At 63.4% G+C, this 24,140-nt stretch carries 23 protein-coding genes and 1 other RNA gene; 14 read left to right on the top strand and 10 right to left on the bottom strand.

The window, feature by feature from the left end; translation table 11 throughout:
• Nucleotides 1–59: 59 nt before the first annotated feature.
• The 8 genes from xseA to DMR_RS11600 all read left to right on the top strand — a co-directional run bounded on the left by xseA (nucleotide 60) and on the right by DMR_RS11600 (nucleotide 7,446).
• Entirely contained in the window at nucleotides 60–1,469 is a 1,410-nt protein-coding gene (xseA, locus tag DMR_RS11635; RefSeq protein WP_043600572.1) for an exodeoxyribonuclease VII large subunit, read from the top strand.
• Nucleotides 1,466–1,729 (top strand): exodeoxyribonuclease VII small subunit, encoded by a 264-nt coding sequence (gene xseB, locus DMR_RS11630; protein WP_015861104.1) that lies wholly within the window; start codon nucleotides 1,466–1,468, stop codon nucleotides 1,727–1,729. Before xseA ends, xseB begins: the two co-directional genes overlap by 4 nt.
• The gene (locus DMR_RS11625) at nucleotides 1,726–2,625 is read left to right on the top strand and encodes a polyprenyl synthetase family protein (RefSeq protein WP_015861103.1); all 900 of its coding nucleotides are present in this window, start codon (nucleotides 1,726–1,728) and stop codon (nucleotides 2,623–2,625) included. The genes xseB and DMR_RS11625 overlap by 4 nt, the downstream gene beginning before the upstream one ends.
• Nucleotides 2,626–2,661: 36 nt before the next feature.
• On the top strand, nucleotides 2,662–3,291 hold the full coding sequence (locus DMR_RS11620) for a nitroreductase family protein (protein ID WP_148208417.1): 630 nt from the start codon (nucleotides 2,662–2,664) through the stop codon (nucleotides 3,289–3,291).
• 84 nt (nucleotides 3,292–3,375) lie between these two features.
• The gene (gene dxs, locus DMR_RS11615; protein ID WP_015861101.1) at nucleotides 3,376–5,277 is read left to right on the top strand and encodes a 1-deoxy-D-xylulose-5-phosphate synthase; all 1,902 of its coding nucleotides are present in this window, start codon (nucleotides 3,376–3,378) and stop codon (nucleotides 5,275–5,277) included.
• 22 nt (nucleotides 5,278–5,299) lie between these two features.
• A complete protein-coding gene (locus DMR_RS11610; RefSeq protein ID WP_015861100.1) occupies nucleotides 5,300–6,103 on the top strand; it encodes a glycerophosphodiester phosphodiesterase family protein in 804 nt (267 codons plus the stop codon).
• A 14-nt stretch (nucleotides 6,104–6,117) separates the two neighbouring features.
• Nucleotides 6,118–7,089, top strand: coding sequence for a deoxyhypusine synthase family protein (locus DMR_RS11605; RefSeq protein WP_015861099.1), 972 nt, complete (start codon nucleotides 6,118–6,120; stop codon nucleotides 7,087–7,089).
• Between the two features lie 114 nt (nucleotides 7,090–7,203).
• On the top strand, nucleotides 7,204–7,446 hold the full coding sequence (locus DMR_RS11600) for a hypothetical protein (RefSeq protein WP_015861098.1): 243 nt from the start codon (nucleotides 7,204–7,206) through the stop codon (nucleotides 7,444–7,446).
• Between the two features lie 397 nt (nucleotides 7,447–7,843).
• Here the strand turns inward: DMR_RS11600 and DMR_RS11595 are convergent, their stop codons facing one another.
• Complete coding sequence (locus tag DMR_RS11595) at nucleotides 7,844–8,293, bottom strand: cereblon family protein (protein ID WP_043600569.1); 450 nt, start codon at nucleotides 8,291–8,293, stop codon at nucleotides 7,844–7,846.
• A gap of 146 nt (nucleotides 8,294–8,439) precedes the next feature.
• Complete coding sequence (locus DMR_RS11590; RefSeq protein ID WP_148208415.1) at nucleotides 8,440–8,730, bottom strand: cereblon family protein; 291 nt, start codon at nucleotides 8,728–8,730, stop codon at nucleotides 8,440–8,442.
• A gap of 271 nt (nucleotides 8,731–9,001) precedes the next feature.
• Between DMR_RS11590 and DMR_RS11585 the strand changes: the two genes are divergently transcribed.
• The 3 genes from DMR_RS11585 to DMR_RS24450 all read left to right on the top strand — a co-directional run bounded on the left by DMR_RS11585 (nucleotide 9,002) and on the right by DMR_RS24450 (nucleotide 11,759).
• Nucleotides 9,002–10,015: an aminoglycoside phosphotransferase family protein gene (locus DMR_RS11585; protein ID WP_015861095.1), complete on the top strand. Its 1,014-nt coding sequence runs from the start codon at nucleotides 9,002–9,004 to the stop codon at nucleotides 10,013–10,015.
• Entirely contained in the window at nucleotides 10,012–10,758 is a 747-nt protein-coding gene (locus DMR_RS11580; protein ID WP_015861094.1) for an HAD family hydrolase, read from the top strand. Before DMR_RS11585 ends, DMR_RS11580 begins: the two co-directional genes overlap by 4 nt.
• 83 nt (nucleotides 10,759–10,841) lie before the next feature.
• On the top strand, nucleotides 10,842–11,759 hold the full coding sequence (locus DMR_RS24450) for a hypothetical protein (RefSeq protein WP_015861093.1): 918 nt from the start codon (nucleotides 10,842–10,844) through the stop codon (nucleotides 11,757–11,759).
• A gap of 242 nt (nucleotides 11,760–12,001) precedes the next feature.
• On the opposite strand, the gene DMR_RS11570 is transcribed toward DMR_RS24450, so the two are convergent.
• Genes DMR_RS11570 through DMR_RS11560 form a run of 3 tightly spaced genes read right to left on the bottom strand, consistent with a single transcriptional unit; the run spans nucleotide 12,002 to nucleotide 14,175 of the window.
• The gene (locus DMR_RS11570) at nucleotides 12,002–12,259 is read right to left on the bottom strand and encodes an amphi-Trp domain-containing protein (protein WP_006919228.1); all 258 of its coding nucleotides are present in this window, start codon (nucleotides 12,257–12,259) and stop codon (nucleotides 12,002–12,004) included.
• Between the two features lie 22 nt (nucleotides 12,260–12,281).
• The gene (locus DMR_RS11565; RefSeq protein WP_015861092.1) at nucleotides 12,282–13,361 is read right to left on the bottom strand and encodes a hypothetical protein; all 1,080 of its coding nucleotides are present in this window, start codon (nucleotides 13,359–13,361) and stop codon (nucleotides 12,282–12,284) included.
• 10 nt (nucleotides 13,362–13,371) lie between these two features.
• A complete protein-coding gene (locus DMR_RS11560; protein WP_015861091.1) occupies nucleotides 13,372–14,175 on the bottom strand; it encodes a ParA family protein in 804 nt (267 codons plus the stop codon).
• Between the two features lie 120 nt (nucleotides 14,176–14,295).
• Between DMR_RS11560 and DMR_RS11555 the strand changes: the two genes are divergently transcribed.
• Together DMR_RS11555 and DMR_RS11550 are read left to right on the top strand one after the other, a co-directional pair.
• The gene (locus tag DMR_RS11555) at nucleotides 14,296–15,525 is read left to right on the top strand and encodes a radical SAM protein (protein WP_015861090.1); all 1,230 of its coding nucleotides are present in this window, start codon (nucleotides 14,296–14,298) and stop codon (nucleotides 15,523–15,525) included.
• A 91-nt stretch (nucleotides 15,526–15,616) separates the two neighbouring features.
• Nucleotides 15,617–16,516, top strand: coding sequence for an alpha/beta hydrolase family protein (locus DMR_RS11550; protein ID WP_015861089.1), 900 nt, complete (start codon nucleotides 15,617–15,619; stop codon nucleotides 16,514–16,516).
• Between the two features lie 241 nt (nucleotides 16,517–16,757).
• Here the strand turns inward: DMR_RS11550 and DMR_RS11545 are convergent, their stop codons facing one another.
• From DMR_RS11545 to DMR_RS11530, 5 genes are all read right to left on the bottom strand, one after another.
• Nucleotides 16,758–17,495: a FecR family protein gene (locus DMR_RS11545; RefSeq protein ID WP_015861088.1), complete on the bottom strand. Its 738-nt coding sequence runs from the start codon at nucleotides 17,493–17,495 to the stop codon at nucleotides 16,758–16,760.
• Between the two features lie 41 nt (nucleotides 17,496–17,536).
• Nucleotides 17,537–18,685 carry an autotransporter outer membrane beta-barrel domain-containing protein gene (locus tag DMR_RS11540; protein ID WP_148208414.1) on the bottom strand — a complete coding sequence of 383 codons (1,149 nt, stop codon included), beginning with the start codon at nucleotides 18,683–18,685 and terminating at the stop codon, nucleotides 17,537–17,539.
• A 354-nt stretch (nucleotides 18,686–19,039) separates the two neighbouring features.
• Complete coding sequence (gluQRS, locus tag DMR_RS11535) at nucleotides 19,040–19,876, bottom strand: tRNA glutamyl-Q(34) synthetase GluQRS (protein ID WP_015861086.1); 837 nt, start codon at nucleotides 19,874–19,876, stop codon at nucleotides 19,040–19,042.
• Nucleotides 19,877–20,176: 300 nt separating this feature from the next.
• Nucleotides 20,177–20,535, bottom strand: a transfer-messenger RNA (tmRNA) gene (gene ssrA, locus DMR_RS22780).
• A 154-nt stretch (nucleotides 20,536–20,689) separates the two neighbouring features.
• A complete protein-coding gene (locus tag DMR_RS11530; RefSeq protein ID WP_015861085.1) occupies nucleotides 20,690–20,935 on the bottom strand; it encodes a hypothetical protein in 246 nt (81 codons plus the stop codon).
• 1,114 nt (nucleotides 20,936–22,049) lie between these two features.
• On the opposite strand from DMR_RS11530, the gene DMR_RS11525 reads away from it, so the two are divergent.
• A complete protein-coding gene (locus tag DMR_RS11525; RefSeq protein WP_043600562.1) occupies nucleotides 22,050–24,077 on the top strand; it encodes a methyl-accepting chemotaxis protein in 2,028 nt (675 codons plus the stop codon).
• Nucleotides 24,078–24,140: the final 63 nt, after the last annotated feature.

Below are 24,140 nucleotides of genomic sequence, written 5' to 3'. Positions count from 1 at the left end.
GAACCCCTTTTTTCCAAAAAGGGGTTCCCTCCCCCAGTCTTCACGAAGTGACGACAACCATGCCCCATGTGTTTGAAGTGGCGGAGCTGACCCGGGCGCTGAAGTCCGTGGTCGAATCCGAATTTCCTTTCGTCTGGGTGCGCGGCCAGGTGGTCAACCTGTCGCGTCCTGGCTCGGGGCATGTCTATTTTTCCTTGCGCGACGCCGAGGCGTCTCTTGGCGTGGTCTGGTTCAAGGGGGCGCAGGCCGGGCGCGTGACGCCTGGCGGCGAGCGTTACGATCCGCTGACCGGCGAGGTGCTGGAAAGACCTTTGGCCGGGCTTTTGGCCGACGGCATGGAGGTCATGGTCGCAGGGCGTTTGACGGTCTATCCGCCGCGCGGAACCTACCAACTCGTGGCCGAGGTGGTGCAGGAAGTCGGGGCCGGCCGGCTGTGGCTGGAGTTCGAGGAGCTCAAGAAACGTCTGGCCGCCAAGGGCTATTTCGACGCGGCCAGAAAGCGGCCCTTGCCGCCCCATCCGACGCGAGTGGCGGTGGTGACCGCCCCGACAGGCGCGGCCGTGCGCGATTTCATCCGCATTGGCCGGGAGCGCGGGCACGGCGCGCAAGTGCGTGTCTATCCGACCCTGGTCCAGGGCGAGGCCGCCCCGGCCGGCATCGTGCGGGCCATGCTGCGAGCCGTGGCCGACGACTGGGCCGAGGTGTTGGTGCTCATTCGCGGCGGCGGATCGCTGGAGGATTTGTGGGCCTTTAATACCGAAGAGGTGGCCAAGGCGATTTATGCTGCGCCATTGCCGGTGCTCGTCGGCGTCGGCCATGAGGTGGACGTGACCATCGCCGACATGGTGGCCGACGTGCGCGCGGCCACGCCCTCCCATGCCGCCCAGCTGTTGTGGCCCGAGCGCGGGATGCTGGCCCAGCGCCTGGACGACGCCGAGATGTCGCTTCGCCGCCAGATCGGGAGCCTTGTTTCCTTGCGGGAACGTGAGCTTGCTGCCCTGGCCCGGGGACTTTCCTGGCTCTCCCCGGCCCGGCGGCTTGCGCGCCTGGAAGATGCTTTTGTCGTCGGCGAAAAGCGTCTGCTCCGGGCGGCCGCCGCCCGGCTGGACGGCCTGTCGCGGCGGCTCGACAACCTGGAAGCGCGTCTGGCCCGGCGCTTTGACCGTCAAAGCCTGGACGCCCGAGACGACGCCTTGACCCGACGCAAGGAGCGGATCACGGCTGGCATGCGGCTTTATCTCGCCGACCGTCAAGGCCGGCTCGACGTGGCCGCCATGCGGCTGGCCGGCCTGGACCCGGCCGCGCCCCTGGCCCGGGGCTACAGCTTGACCACTGTCCTTCGCACCGGCAAGTTCCTGCGCCGGGAGGGCGACGTGCGGCCCGGCGACAAGCTCGACGTCATGGTGTATGAAGGCCGCGTCCGGGCCGTGGTGTCCCAGGACGGACCCGACGACGGAGAACAGCCGTGAGCGTGAAGGAAGAAAGCTTTGAAAAGGCGCTGGCGCGCCTGGAGCGCATAGCCGTCGCCCTGGAAGCCGGGGACGTGCCCCTGGAAAAGGGCGTGGCGCTGTATAAAGAGGGCATGGGACTTGTGGCCTCGTGCCGCAAGCGCCTGGAGGCGGCCCGGCTGGAAATCAGTCTGGCCGGCGAGGACGGCGCTGTGGTCCCGTTTGACGTTGCCGATGACGAGGCCGCTCGCGACGGCGGGCCGGCCGGGGAGGAGTCGTGACGGTGAAGGAACGGTTGGCCGTGATGGCCGGCGAGGTGGAAGTGTATCTCCGCGAGCGCTTCGGCGCGCGGATGCGCGAGCGCGGCGTGCCGGAGAATCTGCTGGCCGCCATGGAATATTCGTTGTTGGCCGGCGGCAAGCGGCTGCGCCCGGTCCTGTGTCTCGTTTTCGCCGAGCTTTTTGACGCCGATCGGGCCAGGGTCATGCCCTTTGCCGCCGGCTTCGAGATCATCCACACCTATTCGCTCATCCATGACGACCTGCCGGCCATGGACGACGACGACCTGCGCCGGGGTCGGCCGTCCAACCACAAAGTTTTTGGCGAGGCCGGGGCCATCCTGGCCGGGGACGCGCTTTTGACCGAAGCCTTCGGCTGCATGGGCCGGGTCTGGCCGGGAGTAGCGGCCGAGCTGGTGTTGCCGGCCCTGGCCGAGGCGGCCAAGGCGGCTGGGGCGGCCGGCATGGTGGGCGGCCAGGTCCTCGATATGGACTACACCGCCCGGGAAGGCGTGACCCTGGCCGAGCTGGCCCGGATGCAGGCCCTGAAAACCGGCGCGCTTTTGACCGCTTCCTGCGTGTGCGGCGCGATATTGGCCGGCGCGGGCGAGGAGGGCGTGGCCCGGGCCCGGGAATACGGCGAGGCCGTGGGCGCGGCCTTCCAGATCGTTGACGACATCCTTGATGAGATCGGCGACGCCGCGACCCTGGGCAAACCCGTGGGTAGCGACCGGGAGCAGGGCAAAAACACCTATCCTTCCATGATCGGCCTTGACGAAAGCCGGCGGCTGGCCGAGGAACGCGTGGCCGCCGCCATTGCCGCCATTGAGCCCTATGCCGGTGAAGCGGCTGAGTTTTTACGGGACCTGGCCCGCTATATCGTGGTCCGGGTGCAATAGCTCCCGGTTTTGCAGATCGGGGAAGGGGAACACCACATGTCGCGCGACAAGATAGGGGTGGCGAGGCGGACGGTACTTGGCCTTCTGGCCGGCCTGATTCCGACGGTGTTTTTGCCTGGCCGGGCCATGGCCCAGGGCGGGCCGGGAGGGGGCGGCATGGATTGCCTGGCTGCCATCAAGACCCGGCGCAGTGTCCGGGCCTTCAAACCTGACCCGGTGGACGACGCGGCAGTGGAGACCATTCTTCGCTGCGGCATGCAGGCCCCTTCGGCCTGTAACGAGCAGCCCTGGCAGTTCGTGGTCATCCGCGACAAGGCCGTGTTGGAAAAAATCGGCGGCATCAACCCCTACGCCGCCTATGCCAAGAACGCTCCGGTCTCCATCTTGGTTGCTGGCGACATTTCCCTGGACAAGTGCGGCGGCTATTGGGTGCAGGACTGTTCGGCCTGTGCCGAGAACATGCTGCTGGCCTCCCACGCCCTGGGCCTGGGCGCGGTCTGGACCGGCATTTATCCGCTGCCCGAGCGGGTAGAGGCCTTTGGCAAGCTGTTGTCCCTGCCCGATACAGTGACGGCCATGGCCCTGCTTGTCATCGGCCATCCGGCCGAGACCCCGGCCCCGGTGGATCGTTATCGGGCCGACCGCGTGCATCGCGACAAATGGTAGCCCGGGCGCCTGCCCGCGCCTTGATAACGAGACCCCAGGGCGCGCCGATCGGCTTTCCGGCGCGAACCACAAGGATACGACCACATGACGGCAATGAGCGACGCGGCCCTGCGCATCCTGACCCGCATCAAGCATCCCCACGACGTGGCGGGGCTTTCCGCCGAGGAACGCACCGTGCTGGCCGAGGAAATCCGGCAGGTCATCATCGGCACGGTGTCCATGAACGGCGGTCATCTGGCCCCGTCGCTGGGCGTCGTGGAGTTGACGCTGGCGCTCCTTGCCGCCTTCGATCCCGGGCACGACAAGCTCGTCTGGGACGTGGGGCATCAGGCCTATGCCTACAAGATCCTCACCGGCCGCCAGGAAGAGTTCCATACCCTGCGCACCATGGGCGGCGTCAGCGGCTTTCCGCGTCCGGCCGAAAGCCCCTTTGACCATTTCGGCGTCGGCCACTCGAGTACGTCCATTTCCGCGGCCCTGGGCCTGGCCATGGCCCGGGACCGCAAGGGCGAGGACCACGACGTCATCGCCATTATCGGCGACGGCTCCATGACCGCCGGGCTGGCCTACGAAGGCCTCAACCAGGCCGGCGGCTGGGGCGGGCGGCTCATTGTCGTACTTAACGACAACGAGATGTCCATCTCCAAAAACGTCGGCGCGCTTTCGCTGTTTCTGAGCCGCAAGCTCAACCAGCGCTGGGTCAAACGCCTCAAAAAGGACATGGAAAGTTGGATCGGTTCGCTGCCTTACGGCGGCGACCTCATGGGCTATGTCCGGCGCGGCGAGGAGTCGTTTAAAAGCTTTTTCACGCCCGGCATGTTGTTTGAAGCCTTCCGCTTCAACTACCTTGGCCCCATCGACGGGCACAACACCGAGCGGCTCATCGAGGTCTTCAAGGAAGTCAAGGACATCGAAGGCCCGGTGCTGGTCCACGTGCTGACCAAGAAAGGGCGGGGCTACGAGCCGGCTGAGTCCAATCCCACCTATTTTCACGGCGTGGGCTGCTTCGAGCCCGAGACCGGGCTGGTGGAAAAGGCCGGGGTCTGCCCGCCGAGCTACACCCAGGTCTTTGGCGAAGCGCTACTTGCCGCCGCCAAGGCCGACAAGCGCGTCATGGCCATCACCGCCGCCATGCCCGAAGGCACGGGGGTGTCGCAGTTCGCCACCGAGCTGCCCGACCAGTTCGTCGACGTCGGCATCTGCGAACAACACGCCGTCACCTTCGCCGCTGGCCTGGCCATGGCCGGATTTCGGCCGGTGGTCGCCATCTATTCCACCTTCCTGCAGCGTTCCTACGACCAGATTGTCCATGACGTCTGCCTCCAGGACCTCCCCGTGGTCTTCTGCCTCGACCGGGCGGGTCTCGTCGGCGAGGACGGGGCCACCCACCACGGGGCTTTCGACATTTCCTATCTGCGCCACATACCAAATCTCGTCTGCATGGCCCCGGGCAACGAGGCCGAACTGCCGGCCATGCTGGCCACGGCCCTGGCTCATCCCGGCGCGACCGCCATCCGCTATCCGCGCGGGGCCGGCGTGGGCCTGCCCGTGCCGGACAAGGCCGAGCCCCTGCCCATCGGCCAGGGGAAACTTGTGCGCGAGGGCTGCGACGGCCTTGTCGTCGCCATCGGCAGCCGGGTCATGCCGGCCGTGGCCGCCGCCGACGCTTTGGCCGCCCGCACAGGCAGGCAGGTTGCGGTTTTTAACGCCCGCTTCATCAAGCCCCTGCCCCTGGCCCAACTGCTGGAGCTGGCCAAGACCCACAAACGCTGGCTGACGGTGGAGGAAAACGTGCTGGAAGGGGGCTTTGGCTCGGCCGTGGTCGAGGCCATGTCCGACGCCGGGGCGCTGGCCGACCTCACGATCAAGCGCCTGGGCCTGCCCGACGGCTTTGTGGAGCATGGCTCCCAAAAGGCCCTGCGCGCCCTTTGCGGCATCGACCAGCCGGGCATCGAGGCCGCCCTTGCTGGGCTGCTCCAGTTGTAGCCGGGTCGGCCGGGACGGCGAATTGCCGATTCTTTCGCGCCTCTGCATCGATTGGGTCAAGGCCGTTCCCTTTGCCCATCGGGGACTCCACGGACCGGACACCGGGCCGGAGAACTCCCTGGCCGCCTTTGACGCCGCCATAACCGCCGGTTACGGCATCGAGTGCGACGTGCGCCTGCTGGCCGACGGCGAGGTGGTGGTCTTTCACGACGCAGACCTGACGCGGCTGACCGGCCGCGCTGGCCGGATCGAGGATTTGCGGACCCCCGACCTCCGGGAGCTGCGCCTTGCGGGCACGGACGAGCGTCCGCCACTGTTGCGCGAACTGCTCACCCGTTGCGCCGGCCGCGTGCCGCTTTATGTGGAGCTTAAAGGCGACAGCCGACCGGGGCGGCTGGAACCGGCCGTGGCCGGTATGCTGGACGGTTACGCCGGCCATGTCCTGGCCGCTTCGTTCGATCCCTTTTCCCTGGCCCGCATGGCCGCCCTGCGTCCTGATCTCCCGCGTTGCCTGATCTCTTGCGATTTCGACAAGGCCACGGACATGGGACGCGTCAAGCGTTTTGTCTATGCCAACCTGCTTCATGCCGCCGTGGCCCTGCCGCACTGTCTGGCTTACGGCTGGTGGGGGCTGCCGCGTTTGATGCCGGCCCTTTTTCGGCGGCTCGGGCTGCCGGTTCTGCTCTGGACGGTGCGCGCGAGAGAGGATATGGTCGAAGCCTTGCGCCATGGGGACAACATTGTTTTCGAGGGCTTTTTGCCCCCTTCCCCGGACGCCGCAACGGAGCAGGAAGGACGCGGGAGCGTCGCTTCCGCCCAGGAATAACCCAAGGAGCCGCAATGTCTTCCATATCCCGTTTCATGGAAACCAATTTCCGCCACTTCAACGCCCGCGAGACCCTGGACGCCGCCAAGGCCTGGAACGATCTGCTGGGGCGCGGCGGCAAGATGTTTCTCACCATGGCCGGCGCCATGAGCACCTGCGAACTGGGCATTTCCCTGGCCGAGATGATCCGCCAGGACAAGGTCCACGCCATCAGCTGCACCGCCGCCAACCTTGAAGAGGACCTGTTCAACCTCTTCAACCACAACGAATACAAGATGGTGCCCGAGTACCGCGACCTGTCGCCCGAGGCGGAAAAGGCGCTGTACGACCAGGGGTTCAACCGCGTCACCGATACCTGCATTCCGGAAGGCGTCCTGCGCCAGGTCCAGCGCCGCATCTCCAAGCTGTGGGCTGCCGCGGCCGAAGCCGGCGAACCCAAGTTCCCCTACGAATACATGTACGCGCTGCTGGATCAGCCCGACATCGCCCAGTTCTTCCAGATCCCCGAGGAACATTCCTGGGTGTTGGCTGCCAAGGAAAAGGGCCTGACCATCTACTCCCCGGGCTTTGAAGACAGCACCCTGGGCAACATCTTTTGCGCCGAGGTCATGCAGGGCCACGTGAAAAGCCACAACGCCATCCGCACCGGCACCGAACAGATGGAAGTGCTGGCCAAGTGGTACACCGAGCAGGGCAAGGCCGGCACGCCCATCGGCTTTTTCCAGATCGGCGGCGGCATCGCGGCCGACTTCCCCATTTGCGTCGTGCCCATGCTGATCCAGGACCTGGAGCTGGAAGACACGCCTTTCTGGGCCTACTTCGCCCAGATCGGCGACTCCACCACCTCCTACGGCTCCTACTCGGGTGCTGTGCCCAACGAGAAGATCACCTGGGGCAAGCTCGACATCGACACCCCCCGGTTCATGATCAACTCCGACGCCTCCATCGTCGCGCCGCTCATTTTTGCGTATGTTTTAGGCTGGTAAATGTCGAAACGACTTTGCTTTCGGCGCAAACGGGCGTAGGTTCAAAACAAATATCCCGGTTATCGGCCCGTCGCGAGCGGGCAGGCCTTATAATCGCCAAACCTGGAGAGCGTTATGAGCAACTACACCGAAGCCGACCTTCCCAAGAGCATCAATCATGAAGAGATGGTGACCTTAAGCGACGGCACCACCATCCGCTTCGAGACCAACGGTGAAGCCAAGGACATCTATGTGGGCGACGCTTTTTGCGCCAATGTCCAACTCTTTCCGGGCAACGACTATTTCGTCGAAGCCGGCGGCAAGAGCTTCAAGGTGACGGCCGAGTTCGAGGACGTGATCACGGTGAGCGTCGCCTAAGGCAGGCGACGACGAAGAAGACCATTCCGGCCGGGGGCTTTCGAGCTCCCGGCTTTTTTTGTGCCCTGGGTTTGGCCGAAAGCCACCGACGGTTTGGGGTTTGCGGTCGCAAGGCGTGTGTCGCGGCTTCGCGTCTGCGGTCCGACTGGAATGCGGCGGAGGCATGACGTTGTCTGGCAGTCGCACAATCGTGGATTGAGGAGCATGACCTCCGGGGCGGAAAGCCTCCGGCTGGGAGGCTTTCGCGGCGAAGGGCATAACGAGCCTTGTGATGCAGCGGCGTCTGGAGCGAAGGAGCTGCGGGGGCGAGACGTTCTGGGGTAACCGCCTCAAGGGAGCCGAGCGGGGTACTCCGGGATAACGCGATGCGGTTGTTCTTGCCGGCAAGGACCTCCCGTTAGGCGGCGTCCTTGTCGACATCGGCGGCCGGGGCCAGATGGTCGAGGATCAGGCCGTAGAAGCCCATGCCGTCGGCCTTTTCATGATGCCAGCCCAGATGGTTGCCGCACGAGGCGCAAAGGGCCATCTGCCAGAAGCCGTCCTCACCCAGGCCGAAATCCATGGCGAAATGACCGGCGGTCATGCAGCCAGGAGCCAGGGAAAAACAGCCCATCTCCTGATCGATGCCGTGGGCTGTGGGCATGAGATGGCGATGGGAACCATTGACGGCGATGCGCAGGCTGCCTCGGGTGACATCCTCGCCGCAGTGGGCGCAGACCATGCGGTCGGCGCCGGCCAAAATCGGGTTGTCGAAAACGGATTTCACGACGGTGTCCTTGTCGTCCGCGTCATCAGCCCAGGTGAGGCTGATGGGCGGGGTTGTGGGGATAAGGGTCAGGTGGTTCATATCGATCCCTCCGGGCGGCGGGAACTTGACATCCGTCCGCGTTGCAGGGTTGGGAGACAACATTTTCCTACCGAAAAAGTCAAGTTTAAATAGGGTGTCCTGCCTGCCTGGCAAGCCGTGCTCCGTTGGAATTTATTATGCAGGATTCAGGCCAAGTTTTCCGGCGTCTGGTGCAGGCGGTCGAGAATCAGCCCGAAAAACGTGCCTCCGTCGGTTTGGACATAGCGCCAGCCCAGATGCAGGCCGCAGGCGACGCAGACGGCGACTTGCCAGAGCGTCCCGGGAAACCAGGAGAAGTCGGACGTCGGTGATCCCACGGCGGCGCAACCTGGGGCAGCGGCAAAACAACCGATCTCAAAGACATGACCCAGGGGATTGGCAAAAACATGGCGGTGGGAGCCGGCCACGGCTACGCGCCAGGAAGGGGCCGTAATCATGAGCCGGCAGGCGGCGCAGACCAGGCGCGAACCGTGGTCCCCCGTTGTCGGTTCCGACCGCCTGTCTTCCCCAGGTGTCTGTTGAGGTCCGGGATTGTTTGGCAATTCACGAAAGTAGGCCGGATTCGCCGGAGCGCGAGGAAATAACGCGGCGGGGTATTTGCAAGCGGCAAGTGTTGGCATAGGTTAACCATGGTTATACACGCTGGTGCCTGCGTCAATATGATACAGAACCACAAAAATGTAGCATAAGCCTGCAAAGTTGTCGCCCATGCGTGAGTATCTCGGACACCTCGCCACCACCGATCCGCTTCATGGCTACTTGCGCGACGCCATTTTGCCGCAACTTGTCCAGGCCGGGCAGGAACCCCGTTTCCGGGTCTACCGCGTCTCGGCCGAAAGCGCCGTCTACCTCTATGAGGACAAATGGACCGAAGTCCGGGTCGTGGGCAAGTTTTACGGCCGCGCCCGGGGCCTGAACGGCAGCAACGCGCCCCAATCCGCCGAAAACGAACGTCGCAGCCTGGAATACGCCCGCAATCTGGGCCTGGATGCGCCGCCGGACTACGTCGCCCGGCCCCTGGGCGTGCGTGAGGACCTGGGCGACCTGCTGGTGGTCGAACACCTGGCCGGCGAACAGCTCGACGCCATTGTCGCCGCCGCCGCCACGGCCGGGAGGGGTGACCGGCTTTTTCGCAAGCTTTCCGGTCTGGCCCGCTTTTTCGCCCGGCTGCATAACGCCGCCGCCGGTCCCGAACGGGTGGATTTTAACCGCACCCAGGGCTACTTTGACCGGGTGGTGGGCTATCTCGCCGCCCATGGCGGCCTTTCCGAGCGCCGGGCCGCGCGGCTCTACGAACTCGGCCATGCCTACGCCGTCCGGCCCCAACACTGGCAGGACGTCCAGGTGGCGGTGCACGGCGACGCCACGCCGTCCAATTTCCTGTTCGGCCGGGGCCAGGCGGTCTACGCCATCGATCTGGAGCGCATGCACCGCGACGACCGGGTCTATGACGTGGGGCGGCTGTGCGGTGAACTCAAGCACTGTTTCCTGCAAATGACCGGCGATATCGACCGGGCCGAGCCTTTCATCGGCCATTTCCTCTGGGAATACGCCGGCCATTTTCCGGATCGGGAGCGCACCTTTGCCTCCCTGTCCGGCCGGCTGCCGTTTCATCTGGGGCTGACGCTGTTGCGCATCGCCCGCAACGGCTGGCTGGACGCGAACTACCGCAAGCGCCTCGTCCATGAGGCGCGGGTGATCCTGAGCGGAGGACTGGCATGATCGTCAAGGCCATCATCTTCGACATCAACGGCACGCTCATCGACATCAACACCGATGAGGGCAACGAGCAGATCTACCGCTCCATCAGCCACCTGCTCAAGTATTACGGCATCCGCACCAGCCGGGGCGACGTGCGCGACGGCTACTACCAGATTTTAAAGGCCCAGCGTCGGGCCGGCGGGGAAGCGTTTCCGGAATTCGACGCCGTGGCGGTGTGGCGGGAATTTCTGCAAACGCGGCTGGAGCGCTCGGGCGTGAGCCTGCCCAAGGCCAAGCTGGCCCAGTTGCCGCATTTTCTGGCTGAGCTGTACCGGGGCATTTCGCTCAATCGCCTGGAGCTTTATCCTGACGTGCGCGAGGTGCTCGACGAACTGCGGCCGTGCTACCGGCTAGCTGTCTTGTCCGATGCCCAGTCGGTCTGGGCCGTGCCCGAAATGCGCATGGTCGGCATCGAGCAATATTTCTATCCCATCGTTGTCTCGGGCGATCTCGGCTATCGCAAGCCTGACCCGCGCATCTTCGCCCTGGCGCTGCGGCGTCTGCACCTGCCGCCGGAAGACGTGGTCTTTGTCGGCAACGACATGTACCGCGATATTTACGGCGCGCGCCAGGCCGGCCTTCGTACAGTCTTTTTCGCTACAGGCCAGGGCCAGCAGACTATGGACGGGGTGGAGGCCCACTACAACATCTACCGTTTCGGAGAACTGCGAAACGCCATCCGGTTTTTCGAGGAGCAGGGCTGAGGGCAGCGGAACAAGGCCTTGGTTATGACAAGCAGTTTTTGATGTTTTATACTGGGTTCTTTGTTTATTGTTGTGGAGTCGATATGTCTTTGAAAGTTGTTGACGTGGCAGTGAATGCTTTAGGCAAGCCTTTCCAGACGACATTGTCTATTTTGTCGCTGCTCAAGCACAGTCATAAGTATATAGATAAAATATACCTCATAGCGGAAAATGCAAATACGCCAAGGCAGTTGAACGGATTTGAATTTATTAAGAACAAGCTGAAATCAAGATTGATATTTTATGTTCCGAAAAATTTTTACTGGATTCGTTTGATGGATGTTGATTCGATAATTGAAGAAGACGCCAGGCTGTCTGTGCGATATCAATATGCCTGGGAGAGGACTGATAAGGATTATCTTTATATATGTCATAATGATACGTATCATAAGCAAGATATAGTCGGGCTTTATTTGGACAAGTGCAAAGAGCATATTGGTGCAGGAAATGTTGGCGCGTGTGCGGGGTGTCCTGCGTATCATGCGAAGAAGTGCTCAGGCGAAAAATATCTTTCCTATAGGCCGACTTATCAGGAGTTATTCGATTTGTATGAAAAGCATGATTTTGAAAAGTTTAAGAATTGCACGCCCTTTCATTTAGCGAATTTCTGCGAAGCATACAGATCAAATCCTTGGCCGCTTCCTCCATGTCGCATAAACGAATGGTCGTGTCTGATTAATATGCGGTTGGTTCGATCGGTTACAAGTCCGCTTGGTTCTGTCCCTCCTTTCGGCTGCATTGCTTCTTGCGGAGGGTATGGTGTAGATACCGGTGCTTTATGGTTTCATGATGTGCATCGGTTCGGGTATGCGGCATGTCACTGCGATATTTCGGATTATATAGACCACGGTTGTGGCCATCAGTCTATGCTTGATCAAGATGTGTATTACAAGAACGAAGAACGGGCAAAGCAAAAGCTGCAGAGCGAATTCGGCATCAATCCACACGCTATCATCTCTTAGTGTCGTGCCCACGAAGAGCGCATAGGTATTTCGTAGGCAATATACTAATATCATGAGTTTTTCTGAAAAAACCGTTTCTATTAAGGGAGGCTATACGAGTTGTTTGGGCTGTGGAGCCTCCGTAATGATAAGAGCCCATAACTGCTCTGGCTGTACGGGGGGTATTGGACGGGCATAGGTCTCCGGCTAAACGGGAGGGTGGCCGTGGTGCCCTTCTCCCGATAGCCGGAGGCCTATGCCGTTTATTCTCCCGCGAATCCGTCCATTTCCTTGTGCTTTTTCCAGGAAATCTCTAGGGCGAATTTTTCCTTGTCTTTTTTTTGCGACGCCTTCATGTCCACGTTGACCAGTACCGAAGGCCGCAGCGTCAGCGACTCATCGCCGGCGGCCAGGGTGACCAGGCCGGCTTTCATGTCGGCTGCGAGTTTTTCCAGGTTGGCGATGACTTCGGTGATCTGCATCACCCCTTCCACCTTGATCCGGCTCTTGTCCTTTTCCATGTGAGACTCCTTGTTGGCGGCGTCAGCCGATGATTTCAAAAGCGGTCACGCGTCCCTGGGCCAGGATGACCGAACCCTGGCGTTTGGCGACAAAGGCGGTCAGGGGCGTCAGGGCTTCCATGCCCAGGCTCAGGCCTGGCAGGCGGTTTTTGAAAAAACAACCGTTATCGAACAGCGTCAGGCTGTGGCGGCCCCGGCCAATGGGCTGTAAGCGCGCGGTGAGCACCGGCAGCGGTCCGGTGGCCGTGCCCGGCCGCCAGCCGGCCGAGGCGGCGTTTTCCAGGGGCATGGCGATGCGTTGCAGGGCGTGGCTGAAAAAAAAGAGTTTTTCCACCGGCAGGGTGCTTGTCGACTCGTCGACGTCCACACACAGGGCGGCTTCGCCTTCGGGGAGCAAGCCTTCGAGCACGCCGCGCAGAAACACGGCCACGGGATGGGCGTCGGTGGACAGGGCCGGGCTGGCCGAGTCCGAGCAAGCGGCCGGACTGGCTATGCTCGGACAAGGGGGCGGACTTGCCGTGCCCGGACAGAGGGCCGGGCCGGCGGCCGGGCACTTATTGCCAGGGGCGGCCGCGCTTGCCGCAGGCACGGCCTCGGCCTGGGCTCCGGCGGCGGCTTCTTGAGCCTGGGCCGGCGCAGCCGTTGGCCTGTTGGCCACCGCTGGCGGCTGGTCCGGGCCTTGCGCGCTGGACGGCACGGAGGGCTGGTCTGCTTCAGGAGCAGGGCCAGCCGCCACGCCAGGAGCGGACTCGGGCGAGCTGTCCGTGGCGACAGCGTCAGGCTGGGCGGGGATGGCGGCCTCGGCCAGGGCGGCGTCTTGCGCAACCTGGGCCGAGGACGGGGTTTGGCTGTCGGCGTCCGCCAACGGCTGGGCCATCTTGGGGGCGTCGAAGGCCGGAGTACCTTCGGGGCTGGCCGCGGTTACAGCAACCGGCAATGGGCTGCCGTCGTTCGGGGCGGCTGCCGGCTCTTTCGTGGCCGTATTGGCCGAAACCTTGCCCTTGGCGGCAGCCGGTTTACGGCGGGGGGTGGCAGGCTTGGAGGCGGGAGGTTTGGGCGCGGCCTGCAAGGGATCGCGCCCCAGGCGGGAGCGGTTGGCCATGGTCGGTTCCTTATGGGTTGCCGCCGGCAGAGGCCGGGGGCGGCAGGCGCAGCCGGACGGCCGTCTCGACGGCCAGAGCGGCGAAATCGGCCGCGCCGGCGCTGCGGGGGGCGTAGCGGAAGATGTCCTGGCCAAAGCTCGGCGCCTCGGCCAGGGCGACGTTTTCACGGATGACGGTAGTCAGGGCCATGCCGGGGAAATGGCCTTCCACCAGGGTTTTTACTTCCCGATGCAGGCGTTTCTGGGCGGCAAAACGATTGAGCACGACCCCGGCCACAGCCGGGGTGTCGCCCGACGTGGCCAACTCGGCCAAGGTGTCCATGAGCCAGGCCAAGCTTTGCATGGCCAGGAAATCCGGCGTCATGGGAATGAGGATGTCGGTTGCGGCATAAAGCGCTTGCTTGGCCAACTGGCCGAGATGGGGCGGGCAGTCGATGAGGACCACGTCGTGGTCGGTCGCCGCAGCCAAGTAGCTGGCCAGAAGATCGGTCGGCGCGGCGGACGCGGCCAGCCGCGTTTCCGTCCCGGCCAGGGCGGCCGAGGCGGGCAGCACGTCCAGGTCGCCGTCGCGGATCAGGGCGGCGTCCAGTCCAAGCCGGCCGTCCAGCAGACCGGCCAACCCGCCGTCCGGGCCGGCGGCCAGCCCCAGGGAGGCAGTCAGATGGGCCTGGGGATCGGCGTCCACGGCCAGAACACGCCAGCCGGACCGGGACAGTCCGGCGGCCAGATTGACCGTGCAGGTGGTTTTGCCCACGCCGCCCTTGTGGTTGCAGCAGGCGATGATGCGCGGCCCTGGCGCGGCGGAAACGTCCATGGCCGCTTCATGCCCCAGGGCCGTTACGATTTGGCGTCAGGGGCCGGCCGGGCTTGGTCCGACGCGCTATTGTCACTTGCTGGTCATGGCTCCGCGCCCGGCCGGGAGTAGCCCGTCACCATGCCGATTCTCAAAATACTGCGCCGTCGGGGCCGTCCGCGCCAGGTGGTGGTACAGCTCACCGACCGGTGCAACGCCCGGTGCTTCCAGTGCGGCATGAACGTCGGCAACGGCGGCCCGCGCGGCGACCTGGACCGCGAGACCGCCAAGCGCATCATCGACCACTGCGCCGTCCTAGGTGTTTCAGCCCTGTCCTTTACCGGCGGCGAACCGCTCCTGGCCGGCGACCTGCTCTGCGAACTGCTTGATTACGCCGGCCGGGCCGGTATCGAGTATCTGCGCACCGGCACCAATGGCTACCGGTTCGCCCGGCCCGACGCCCCGGATTTCATGGACCGCGTGACCCGGTTGGCCGCGATGCTTGCCGCCACGCCGGTACGCAATTTCTGGATCAGCCTGGATTCCGCCCATGCCGGCGTCCACGAAGCCAATCGGGGCTTTCCCGGGCTGATGGAGGGGATTGCCCGGGCTTTGCCCGTTTTTCACGCCCATGGCCTGTATCCCACGGCCAATCTGGCCCTGACCCGCCTCATGACCGGCGAAACGCCCCTTGAGGCGGACGACGCGGTCAGCTTTCAAAAGCTGGCCGGCCAGGGTCTGTCGCGCTTTTTCACCACCGCCGCCGGCTTGGGATTTACCATGGCCAATTGTTGCTACCCCATGAGCGACGACGATGCGGCCAAGGGGGCTTCGGCTGCCTATGCGGCTACGGCGGCAGACAGGCGGGTCAGCTTTGCCGAATGGGAAAAGCGGGCGCTTTTTGCCGCTCTCGACGCCGCCGTGGTGCGTCATCGTGGAGATTTGCGTATTTTCACCCCCCGTTCGGCCGTGGCCGCCCTGGTCCGGCGCTACGCGGGCGCGGCCAGGGCTGACCGGCCCTGCCTTGGCGGAGTGAGCTTTTTTTACGTGGACCGCCAGGGCGACTGCTTCCCCTGCGGCTACCGGGGACGCGAGAACCTGGGACCGTTCTGGAAGCTTGGCCGGGAGCGGTTGGACGGGCAAGCCTTTTGCCGGGCCTGCGACTGGGAGTGCTTTCGCGACCCCACCGAACTGCTGGGGCCGCTTGGGGATCTGGCCGCCGGCCTGCCTGGCTGGCGCAATCTGCTGGGGCTTGGCCTGCGCGACCTGGGAGTCTGGGCCGCCGATCTGCGCTACTTCGCGGCTTGCCGGCACTTCGACGGCCGAAAACCGCCGGACGCCGCTCGCCTGGCCGCCTATCGCGCCACCTGACGGTCGGCCGGTCGTATTGCCCCAAGGAGCGTTTCGGGCCATCATGCCCGGAGGCTGGCGCAGGTTCGCGCCACCTCCCGGGAGAAGCCTCATGACCGCCGTCAATGTCTCCGCCATAGCGCGTCCGGGCCGCTCAGGGTCGGTCCTTCTGGTCGCCGTGTGTCTGCTGTTGGCTGGGCTGTCCAGCGGCTGCGCAGGCACGCCGGGCAGCGCCGCGCGCCGCGATCAGGCGACCGCCATTGCCGCCTCGGGCGGATTGACGCCGATCGCCTTGGAGACCGGCCCGGCCTGTCCCGTGCCCCTTGTCGCCTATGGCCGAAACGGACCGGGCAGGACGCTTACCGTGTATATCGAGGGCGACGGCCAGGCCTACCGCGACCGGCGAAGGCCCTCGGACGATCCGACCCCGACCGATCCGGTGGGCCTGCGTCTGGCGGCCCGGGTTCCCGGCGGCAAGGCGCTCTATCTGGCCCGGCCAGGGCAATACCTTTCCCTGGAAGTCCTGGCCGACCTCGATCCGACGCTGTGGACCACGCAGCGCTACGCGCCCCGAACCGTGGCCTGCCTCAGCGCCGCCCTGGACGCCGCCAAGGCCGTTTACGGAGCCGACCGCCTGGGGCTGGTCGGCTATTCCGGCGGCGGCGCCCTGGCCGTGCTGCTGGCCGCCGGGCGCACGGACGTGGTCGCCCTGTTCACCGTGGCCGCCAATCTTGATTTCGCGGCCTGGGCCGAGCTGCATGGCCTGACCCTGCCGCCGGACTGGCCTAATCCGGCCGACGTCGCCCCGGTCGTGGCCCACATCCCGCAAACGCACATCGCCGGTTCGGGCGACGCCAACACGCCGCCCTGGCTGTGCCGGCGGTTTCTTGCCAGGCTGGGCGACGCCTCCCAGGCGCGTTGTCTGGTGCTGGACGGCGCGGACCATCATCACGGACTGGTCGAGGCCTGGCCCAGCGTTGCGGCGGACCGGTTCGGGCAACCTTTTCCCTGAACGATCTTCCGGCTTGGCCGTCAGGCGTCGAAACGTCGCTTCGGCGAGCAGTCGTCGCGACCGGTCGTCACCGTGATTGCCGAGAGAGACGGGGATTCCGCAAGAGACGCTGGTTGGCGACAGCCAGAAGGTTGCGCCTGTCCAATCGTCTTCACGAGCAAGGGGCCGACCTCCTTGAGGCCGGCCCCTTGCTCGTGCGTCTTGGAGCAGGACAGGAACGACAGCGGCCTTGCCGCTAGAATTAGAACCGCCCCGGCCGCATGACCGGCCGGCTGGATTGCAACAGCATTTGCAGCCGCATGCTGTCCATCTGGCGGCGGAAAACGAGGCGGGTGAAGAGCATTTTTTCCTCTTCGGTCAGCGGGCGCGGAGCCGAAGGCGCCTTCCCGGGGCCCAGGTCCACGCCGTAGTCCGGCTGGGGGATGGTCTGGGACTGGCCGTCCGTGGCCGTGACGCTAATGGGCGTGCCGGAGAGCAGGGCCACGAGCTGGGCATTGCCCCGGATGCGCGTGCCGATCTCGGTGCCGCGTATGCCGATGGTGGCGTAGGGGGAATCAACCACGTACCGATCAGGGTTTTTCTTGACGATCTGGCCGCTGAGGAGCCGGCATATGCCGGATACGAAGGAGACAGCCAGGCGCATGGCGTCATTGGACTGGCCTTTGTAGGCGAAATCCTTGATTTCCAGACGGGACTCCGCCTGCAAGGTCAGGATCGTGCCATCTTGCAGGCTGATGCGGGCCGCGCCGGTAGGGCTGGTGACGATGGCGTCGCCGACAAAGACCGGGGATTCCAGGGCCAGCTCGCGGCTCGTGCCGTCGGCGGCGATGGCCTGGACCGCATCCTCAATGGCCGAGACGACGCCGGCCGGCTCGGCCTCCTTGGCCGCCTGGGCCGTGTCGGCCAGACATAAGGCCAGGAGCAGGGTAAGACAGATCGTGGCAAGCAAATCGATGCCATGGCAAGCAAACCGGGACATGGAATCTCCTTGGCCGGCGTGTTGTCGCGGCCGTCGCGCCGTCAGAACGTATACCGCAGGTTCAGGTCGAAGGTGGTGCAGTATTCCTTGCCCCGGAAAAAGGTGTTGGAGGCGAACAGACCGATGCTGAAGGTGTTGGTCGGCATGAAATCCAGACCGACGGTGGCCAGCATGTCGCTGCGTTGGCCGCCGATCTGGCCCACGGTGTCGTAGTTGTAGGCCAGATCAATGTAGGGAAGCACCTTCTCGAACTGGTAGGTGAGCCGGCCGCCGGCCTTGGCCATGCCCACGGCCGTGGCCTCCACGCCGTCGGCGTAAGGATTGCGATACGAATAGCTGTAGCCGACCACCGGGGTGAACATCAGCCGGTCGCGGATGAAGGCATAGGTCAGAAAGCCGCCGGCCGAGGTGGTCAGGGACTGGTAGTCGCCGGACTGGCTGCCCGAAAGCGTGGTGCGGCCGTACTTGAGACCGGCCTGCAAACCCAGACACAGCCTGTCCCAGAGGGTGAACCCGGCATAGGGATTGAAGATGAAATAGTCGTCGCGCTGGCTGGAGGCTTTACCGGCGTGGTAGTCGGTAAAGTTCTGGTTAAATCCCGCGCCAAAGCCCAGGGTCAGTCGGTCGGACACGGTGTAGTCCAGGCCGGCCAGGGCGATGTACTGGTTGGAGGCATGTTGGGAACCGGTCTGGCTGCTGCCCTGCATGGTGTAGGAGCCGTCGGCCCAGACCGCCATGGAAGCGGGCGTGTCGTCGCCGGCGGCAAGTCCTTTGGCTCCCAGGCGGGTGGCGATGAGCGTGGCGAAAAGCCGGTCGAAGATAGTGCGGTCGATGGCTCGCTGGCTGGCCAGCAGATTGAAGCCGTTGCCGGCTTGCTGCAACGCCACGGAAGCGGCCTTGTCCCGGATCTGGCTCGCGGTGTCGTCGCCGTAATAGACGTAGCGGGTTTCCCCGGCAATGACATAGGAGGCCACCCGTCCGCTGGAATCATAGGACAAGGCCTGGAACGTGGGGTCGCTGACGCGGGTATAGGCCGTGCCGAAGGTCGTGGTGTAGGTCCAGCCGTTTAGGCTGTTGGTTTCGGCCCTGTAGTCGCCGGTGCGCACGGCATAGCCAAGTTCATTGGCCGCCAGGGCCAGACCGGGTAGTGGCATCAAGACGAGGACCAGGACAAGGGCAAGGTGTCGCATGCAAATTCTCGCAGGGCAGGCCGAGACCACCAGCCAGGATGGCGTCGGTCCGAGCGGCATGGAAGATGAGTGCCTATGTTTCGCGTAGCCCTAAGGGTATGCTTGCCGTGCACAATGTTGTCAATATGTGGCAACGTCTTCAACGGCTTGGCGAAGTTATTTCGCATTGCTGAGCTTGTCGCGAAACCGCCTGGGCAGGACGCTCTTGGATGAGAGGGCTTTGTTGCCGGACCGCGCTGCATCTTTGGCATCGTCAGCAGTAAGGGCGAGGCCGGATAAACAGTTGCCCCCGGGCGTGCCCGGCAAGAACAATGCAAGGGAGAGCTGAGGCCGGCGTGTTGGCGGGTTGCCGGATCAACCAGGGAGCTGGCCGAAGCCGACAATGTCCCGCACGTCCTGGGGCGTTTTGCCGGATTGGCGCAGGGCGCGCAGGGTGAGGGCCTTGTCGCGCTTGGCGTAACGCCGACCGGAGGCGTCGCGCATAAGCGTGTGGTGGCGATAGCGGGGGGTGGGTAGGCCGAGCAGTGCCTGGAGCAGACGGTGGACGTCGGTAGCCGCGAACAGATCCTCGCCGCGCGTGACCAGACTGACGCCTTGCAGAGCGTCGTCCACGACGACGCTCAAGTGGTAGCTCGTGAGCACGTCCTTGCGGGCCAGGACTACGTCGCCAAAGCGGGCCGGATCGGCCCGGACTTCACCCCGTCCGTCGTCGTGCCAGACGAGGTCGCCGGCCAGGACACAGGCTCGGGCCATGTCGAGCCGCCAGACGCAGGGACGGTCTGCCGCCAGGGCCGCGCGCGCGGTCGCGGCGAGATCGCGGCATGTGCCAGGATAGACCGGCCCTTCCACGTCGTTTTCCTGGGGCGCGGCCAGGGCCTGGATTTCGCTGCGGGTGCAAAAGCAGGGATAGACGAGGCCCATGGCCTGTAACCGGCCCAGGGCCGCCGTGTAGTCCTCCATGTGTTGGGACTGGAAGCGCACCGGTTCCTCCCAGGTTAGCCCCAGCCAGCGGAGGTCTTCCATCAGGGCCAAGGAGAATTCCGGCTTGCAGCGGCCGGGATCGATGTCCTCGATGCGCAGCAAGAACCGCCCTCCGGCCTTCCGGGCCGCTTCATGGGCGGCCAGGGCCGAATAAGCGTGGCCCAGGTGGAGCAGCCCAGTGGGGCTTGGCGCGAAGCGGGTGACGATCATGGGTGTTGTTGGCTTGTTGCGGTGGTGTTGTGCCCAGCATGGAATCGCGGGGTTTCGGGAGGGCTATCCAAGCCTGCGGGGGGTGTCAACGCACACGCCTCGGGAACTGCCAAAACTTGCTGCGCGCTTTCGTTGAACAACGCACAACGAAGCTCTCCGTATTTTGCGCAAGCGCTCGGCCGCTGAGGCCATGGCGGTTGGGGCATTGACCAAAACGCAGGAAGCCGGCCCTTGCGGACCGGCTTCTTGGCTGAAATTTCTGACTTTTTGAACCGTAACGGACGGTGTCGAGGGGGTGGATGGTGGAGGCGGGGGGAATCGAACCCCCGTCCGAGAATGCTCCACTCCAGGCGTCTACAGGCTTAGACCGGAAAACAATCTCGCCTCGGGCAGGCCTTCCGGCCGGGCCGCCTCTGGCCAGTCCGTCTTTGGTTCTCGCGCTCACCTCAACGGACGAAGGTTTGCGCCAGCCAGATGGGGTTTGGCGTCCCGGTTCAGCGTATCAGGCGTCGGCTGATGGAACGCTGGCTGTCATTAAGCAGCCAGAGCGTAGTCGTAATCGTTGGCAGTTAACCAGTTGCCGCGTGTTTTACGAGGCCTCGCGGCACCTCGACCTGCAACCAGGGCTTCACTATCCCCGTCGAAACCAGGGCGCCCCCGTCGAAACTTCAAGATAACGCATTTTCCCCAAAGCGCAAGGGGGGAGAAGTCTCGCTTCCCCGAGCCGCGAACAGCTTCTGGATGAATTCGACAAAACCCGAGCCGGACAGCGCGCCGAGACTCCGGGCGCGGCCTGTCACCGGGAATGCCATGTTAGTTGAGCCGTATCTTGGAAACGTAGCCGCGTTCCTTCATGCAGGCGTCGGCGTCTTGGTCCACCACCGTCAGCGGCCGGTCCGGGAACGGCGGCGTGTTCACGTCCAGCGAAGCCTTGCTGTAGCAGTCGGTATAATCGTCTTCCACGGCGGTCAGCTCGGCTCCCGGCTTGGCATACGGCGGGCGGGTGCAACCGGCGGCCAGGGCCAGGGCAATAAGCAGCAGGGGGAGTGTACGGCGCATGGGCAAATCTCCTTAAGTCCGCCGCAGGCAAGCCCCGGCGACTGATGTGCGGCATGGTGGCAAGGCGTCCAGGCTGGCCAGAACCCCTTGACCTGCTTTTATCCCGGCCGGCCGCCCGGGAAAAGCTTTTTTTTAAGCCAGTTCAAGGCCGTGACAGTTGCGTGGCGCCGCCTGCCGACCGAGCGACCGCCCTTTTCGTGGGTTCGTCGGTCTGATTTCCGAAATGCTGCGGGCTTGGCTGTTGGTCGGTTCACCTGAGACCCGCAATACGTCTGAAACATCCTGGCTTTTTGGTGTCGGGCCCTAGGGTCATTGTGCACGTCGCTGGCGTACTGCCATCGGCGAGATTTGCCGGTTTTGGGTCGTCGAACTCTTGTCTCTTGTTCCGAGGCCGTCCTGACGATTGGTCTCTCCGAGAATTCGCGGTTGAAAAAGGAAAATCGAAGGTGTTTTGTCGCTGAGCCAATCTTGTCGTTGGCGATAGAGACTATAAATCCACGGTGAAAACCAATTTTTACCAGGTGTAAGTGGAATTAAGACATCAGATTGACGGAAAATTTATGAATTGCGTTTGTTGCGAAAGCTATGTTACGGGTAAAATTTTTTAGTTTTTTGAAGATATAATGTTGTGATCTGGAGTCACAACCAAGGCGAATGAATTTAACAAAAGTATTAAAATATTGATGGTGGTTGGCGAGTTGAATATGTATAGTGCTTTGTGGTTTTTTTAAATAATAAAGTTTAATTATTGACTTTGGCTTGGTTAGGTAATGTTGATAATCTGTCGGATTCTACCTCGTGCTATGCTGTGTCATTATGACTTTAAACTGATGGTGGTTGGTGCTCTCTGTGAATCGTTTTGTTGTGAATGTGGAGACGAGTAGAGAGTTGCTGTTGCTATTTGTTCGCAAATTCACAATCGCAAAGTGTTAGATTTGAGAAGTTTTGTGGATATTGTGAGAAATTTCCCGACATCGTTTTGTTGCAAAAGGGGTGTCGTCAGGTTATAGGCAGCGGTACACTGATGAAACCTTTTCGTCGCAGTGGCTGGCGCTCCCAGGGTGCGCATAGCCGTGTGCGCCGTCTGTTATCGCCTGACTCCCGGGAGGATATTATGAGTCGCTTGAGCCTAAAATCCTTGCTGTTGACTCTTGGCGTGGCCAGCGTCATCGGGGCAAGTTTGACCCTTATGCTGCTGTATATGCAGCAAGACAGGATGCTTGGCTACCTCAAAAACGTCAGCACCGTCGATGGACCGCTTTTATACCATCTTCAGGACGTTTACGCTCAGGGGCTGCAGACCGAGCAGGCCACGAGAAACGTGTTGCTCAATCCCAGCGACAAAACGGCCCGGGACAACTACGCCAATGCCGACAAGCAGTTTCGCGAGGCGCTTGCTTCGGCGACGGCCCTGGCCACCGGCCGCATTGCCGAGGACTTGCGTCAGATCGGCCCCCGTTGGGAGACCAGCCATGAACTGAAAAAACGCCTCATGGACATAGCCCCCACCGACCCGGCCAAGGCCGTGCAACTGCTCAATACCGAGGAGACGCCGCAGTGGCGGGCGCTGAAAAAAATCATCCTGGACGCCGTCGCCATCCAGCGAGAGGCCAACAAAGCCAACCTCGACGCCATTCAGGAAGGCGAGGCCACGGTCTTTCGTATGTTCCTCGGCATGGCCGTGCTTTCGGTGGTCCTGCTTTTACTCCTCATCACCGGGCTTATCCGAGGCGTGACCAGCGGCGCAAAAGCCCTCGTCGACTATGCCGGGGCCATCGCCCAGGGCCATTTCGGCTCCAGTTTGCGTACGGGGCTGCCCAAAGAGTTTGAAGCTATCGGCCAGTCGCTGCGCGAGATGGTCCACCATTTGGAGAACTCCCTGGGCTACTATCAAGGCATCGTGGCCGGCATGGCCACCCCATTCGTGGTGGTGGACGAGGCCGAGAACCTGCGGCTGACCAACGACGATCTCATGCGCCTTATCGAGCACTCCGGCCGTCCCGAAGATTATTACGGCCAGAACGTGGCCGGCTTTTTTTACGGCGATCCCGGTCGCAAGACCGTACTCGGCCTGTGCATGGCCGAGAAGCGCGGCATCCGCAAGGAGGTCGATCTGGTTTCGCGCCAGGGCAATGTCCGCAATGTGCTCATCGACGCCACGCCGCTGTATAACGCCATCAACGGCAAGATGATGGGGTCACTTTGCGTTTATTCCGATTATACTGATCTGCGCCGCAGCGAGGCCCTCATGCGGGAGCAGAGCGACCGGATGCTGGCCACGGCCCGGGAAGCCAAGGCCATCGCCGACGCCCTGGCCGGGGAAACCGAGGCCCTGGCCCATCAAGTTGACATGGTGGAGCATGGGGCTGTGGAGCAGAAGGAGCGCATCGGCGAAACCGCCCTGGCCATGGACGCCATGAACACCGCCGTCCTTGAAGTTGCCCGCAACGCCGCCGCTGCCGCCGCCCTGGCCGACGACGCCCGGAAAAAGGCCACCGCCGGTGCCGGCATGGTTTCCGACGTGGCCACGGTTATCGGCAACGTCAACCAGTTGGCCGAGGAACTGCGCCGCGACATGAATGACCTTGGCGACCAGGCCGAAGGCATTGGCAAAATCATGGGCGTCATTGCCGACATCGCCGACCAGACAAACTTGCTGGCGCTCAATGCCGCCATCGAAGCGGCCCGGGCCGGTGACGCCGGCCGCGGCTTTGCCGTGGTGGCCGATGAGGTCCGCAAGCTGGCCGAAAAAACCATGACCGCCACCAAGGATGTGGCCGGCTTTATTACCACCATGCAGCAAAGCGTGCGCCGCAACAGCGCCAAGACCGACGAGACCACCAGGGCCATCGCCGCCGGCACGGACAAGGCCCATGCCTCCGGTGTCATGCTGGAAGAGATCGTCGGCATCGTCTCGCGCACCTCGGACCAGATCCGCTCCATGGCAGCCGCCGCCGAAGAGCAGTCGGCCACCACCGAGCAGATGCGCCAGACCGCCGAGGAAATCAGCCGTATCTCCCACGGCACATCCGACGCCATGGCCGCCTCGGCCCGGGCTGTCACCGCTCTGGCCGGCCAGGCCCGGGAGCTGGAGACCGTCATTTCGGGCCTCGAGACCGGCCAGGCCGCGCTGCCAGCCTAGGCAGCTGTCCTCCGCCATCTCTGAACGCAAAAGGCGTCTGCTTCCGGTCGGGGCAGACGCCTT

Origin of the sequence: Solidesulfovibrio magneticus RS-1, assembly GCF_000010665.1 — a bacterium.
In the GTDB taxonomy this organism is placed as follows: Bacteria; Desulfobacterota; Desulfovibrionia; order Desulfovibrionales; family Desulfovibrionaceae; genus Solidesulfovibrio; species Solidesulfovibrio magneticus.
Note: the sequence above shows the minus strand (reverse complement) of the source record. Positions and strands in the feature narration are given on the sequence as shown.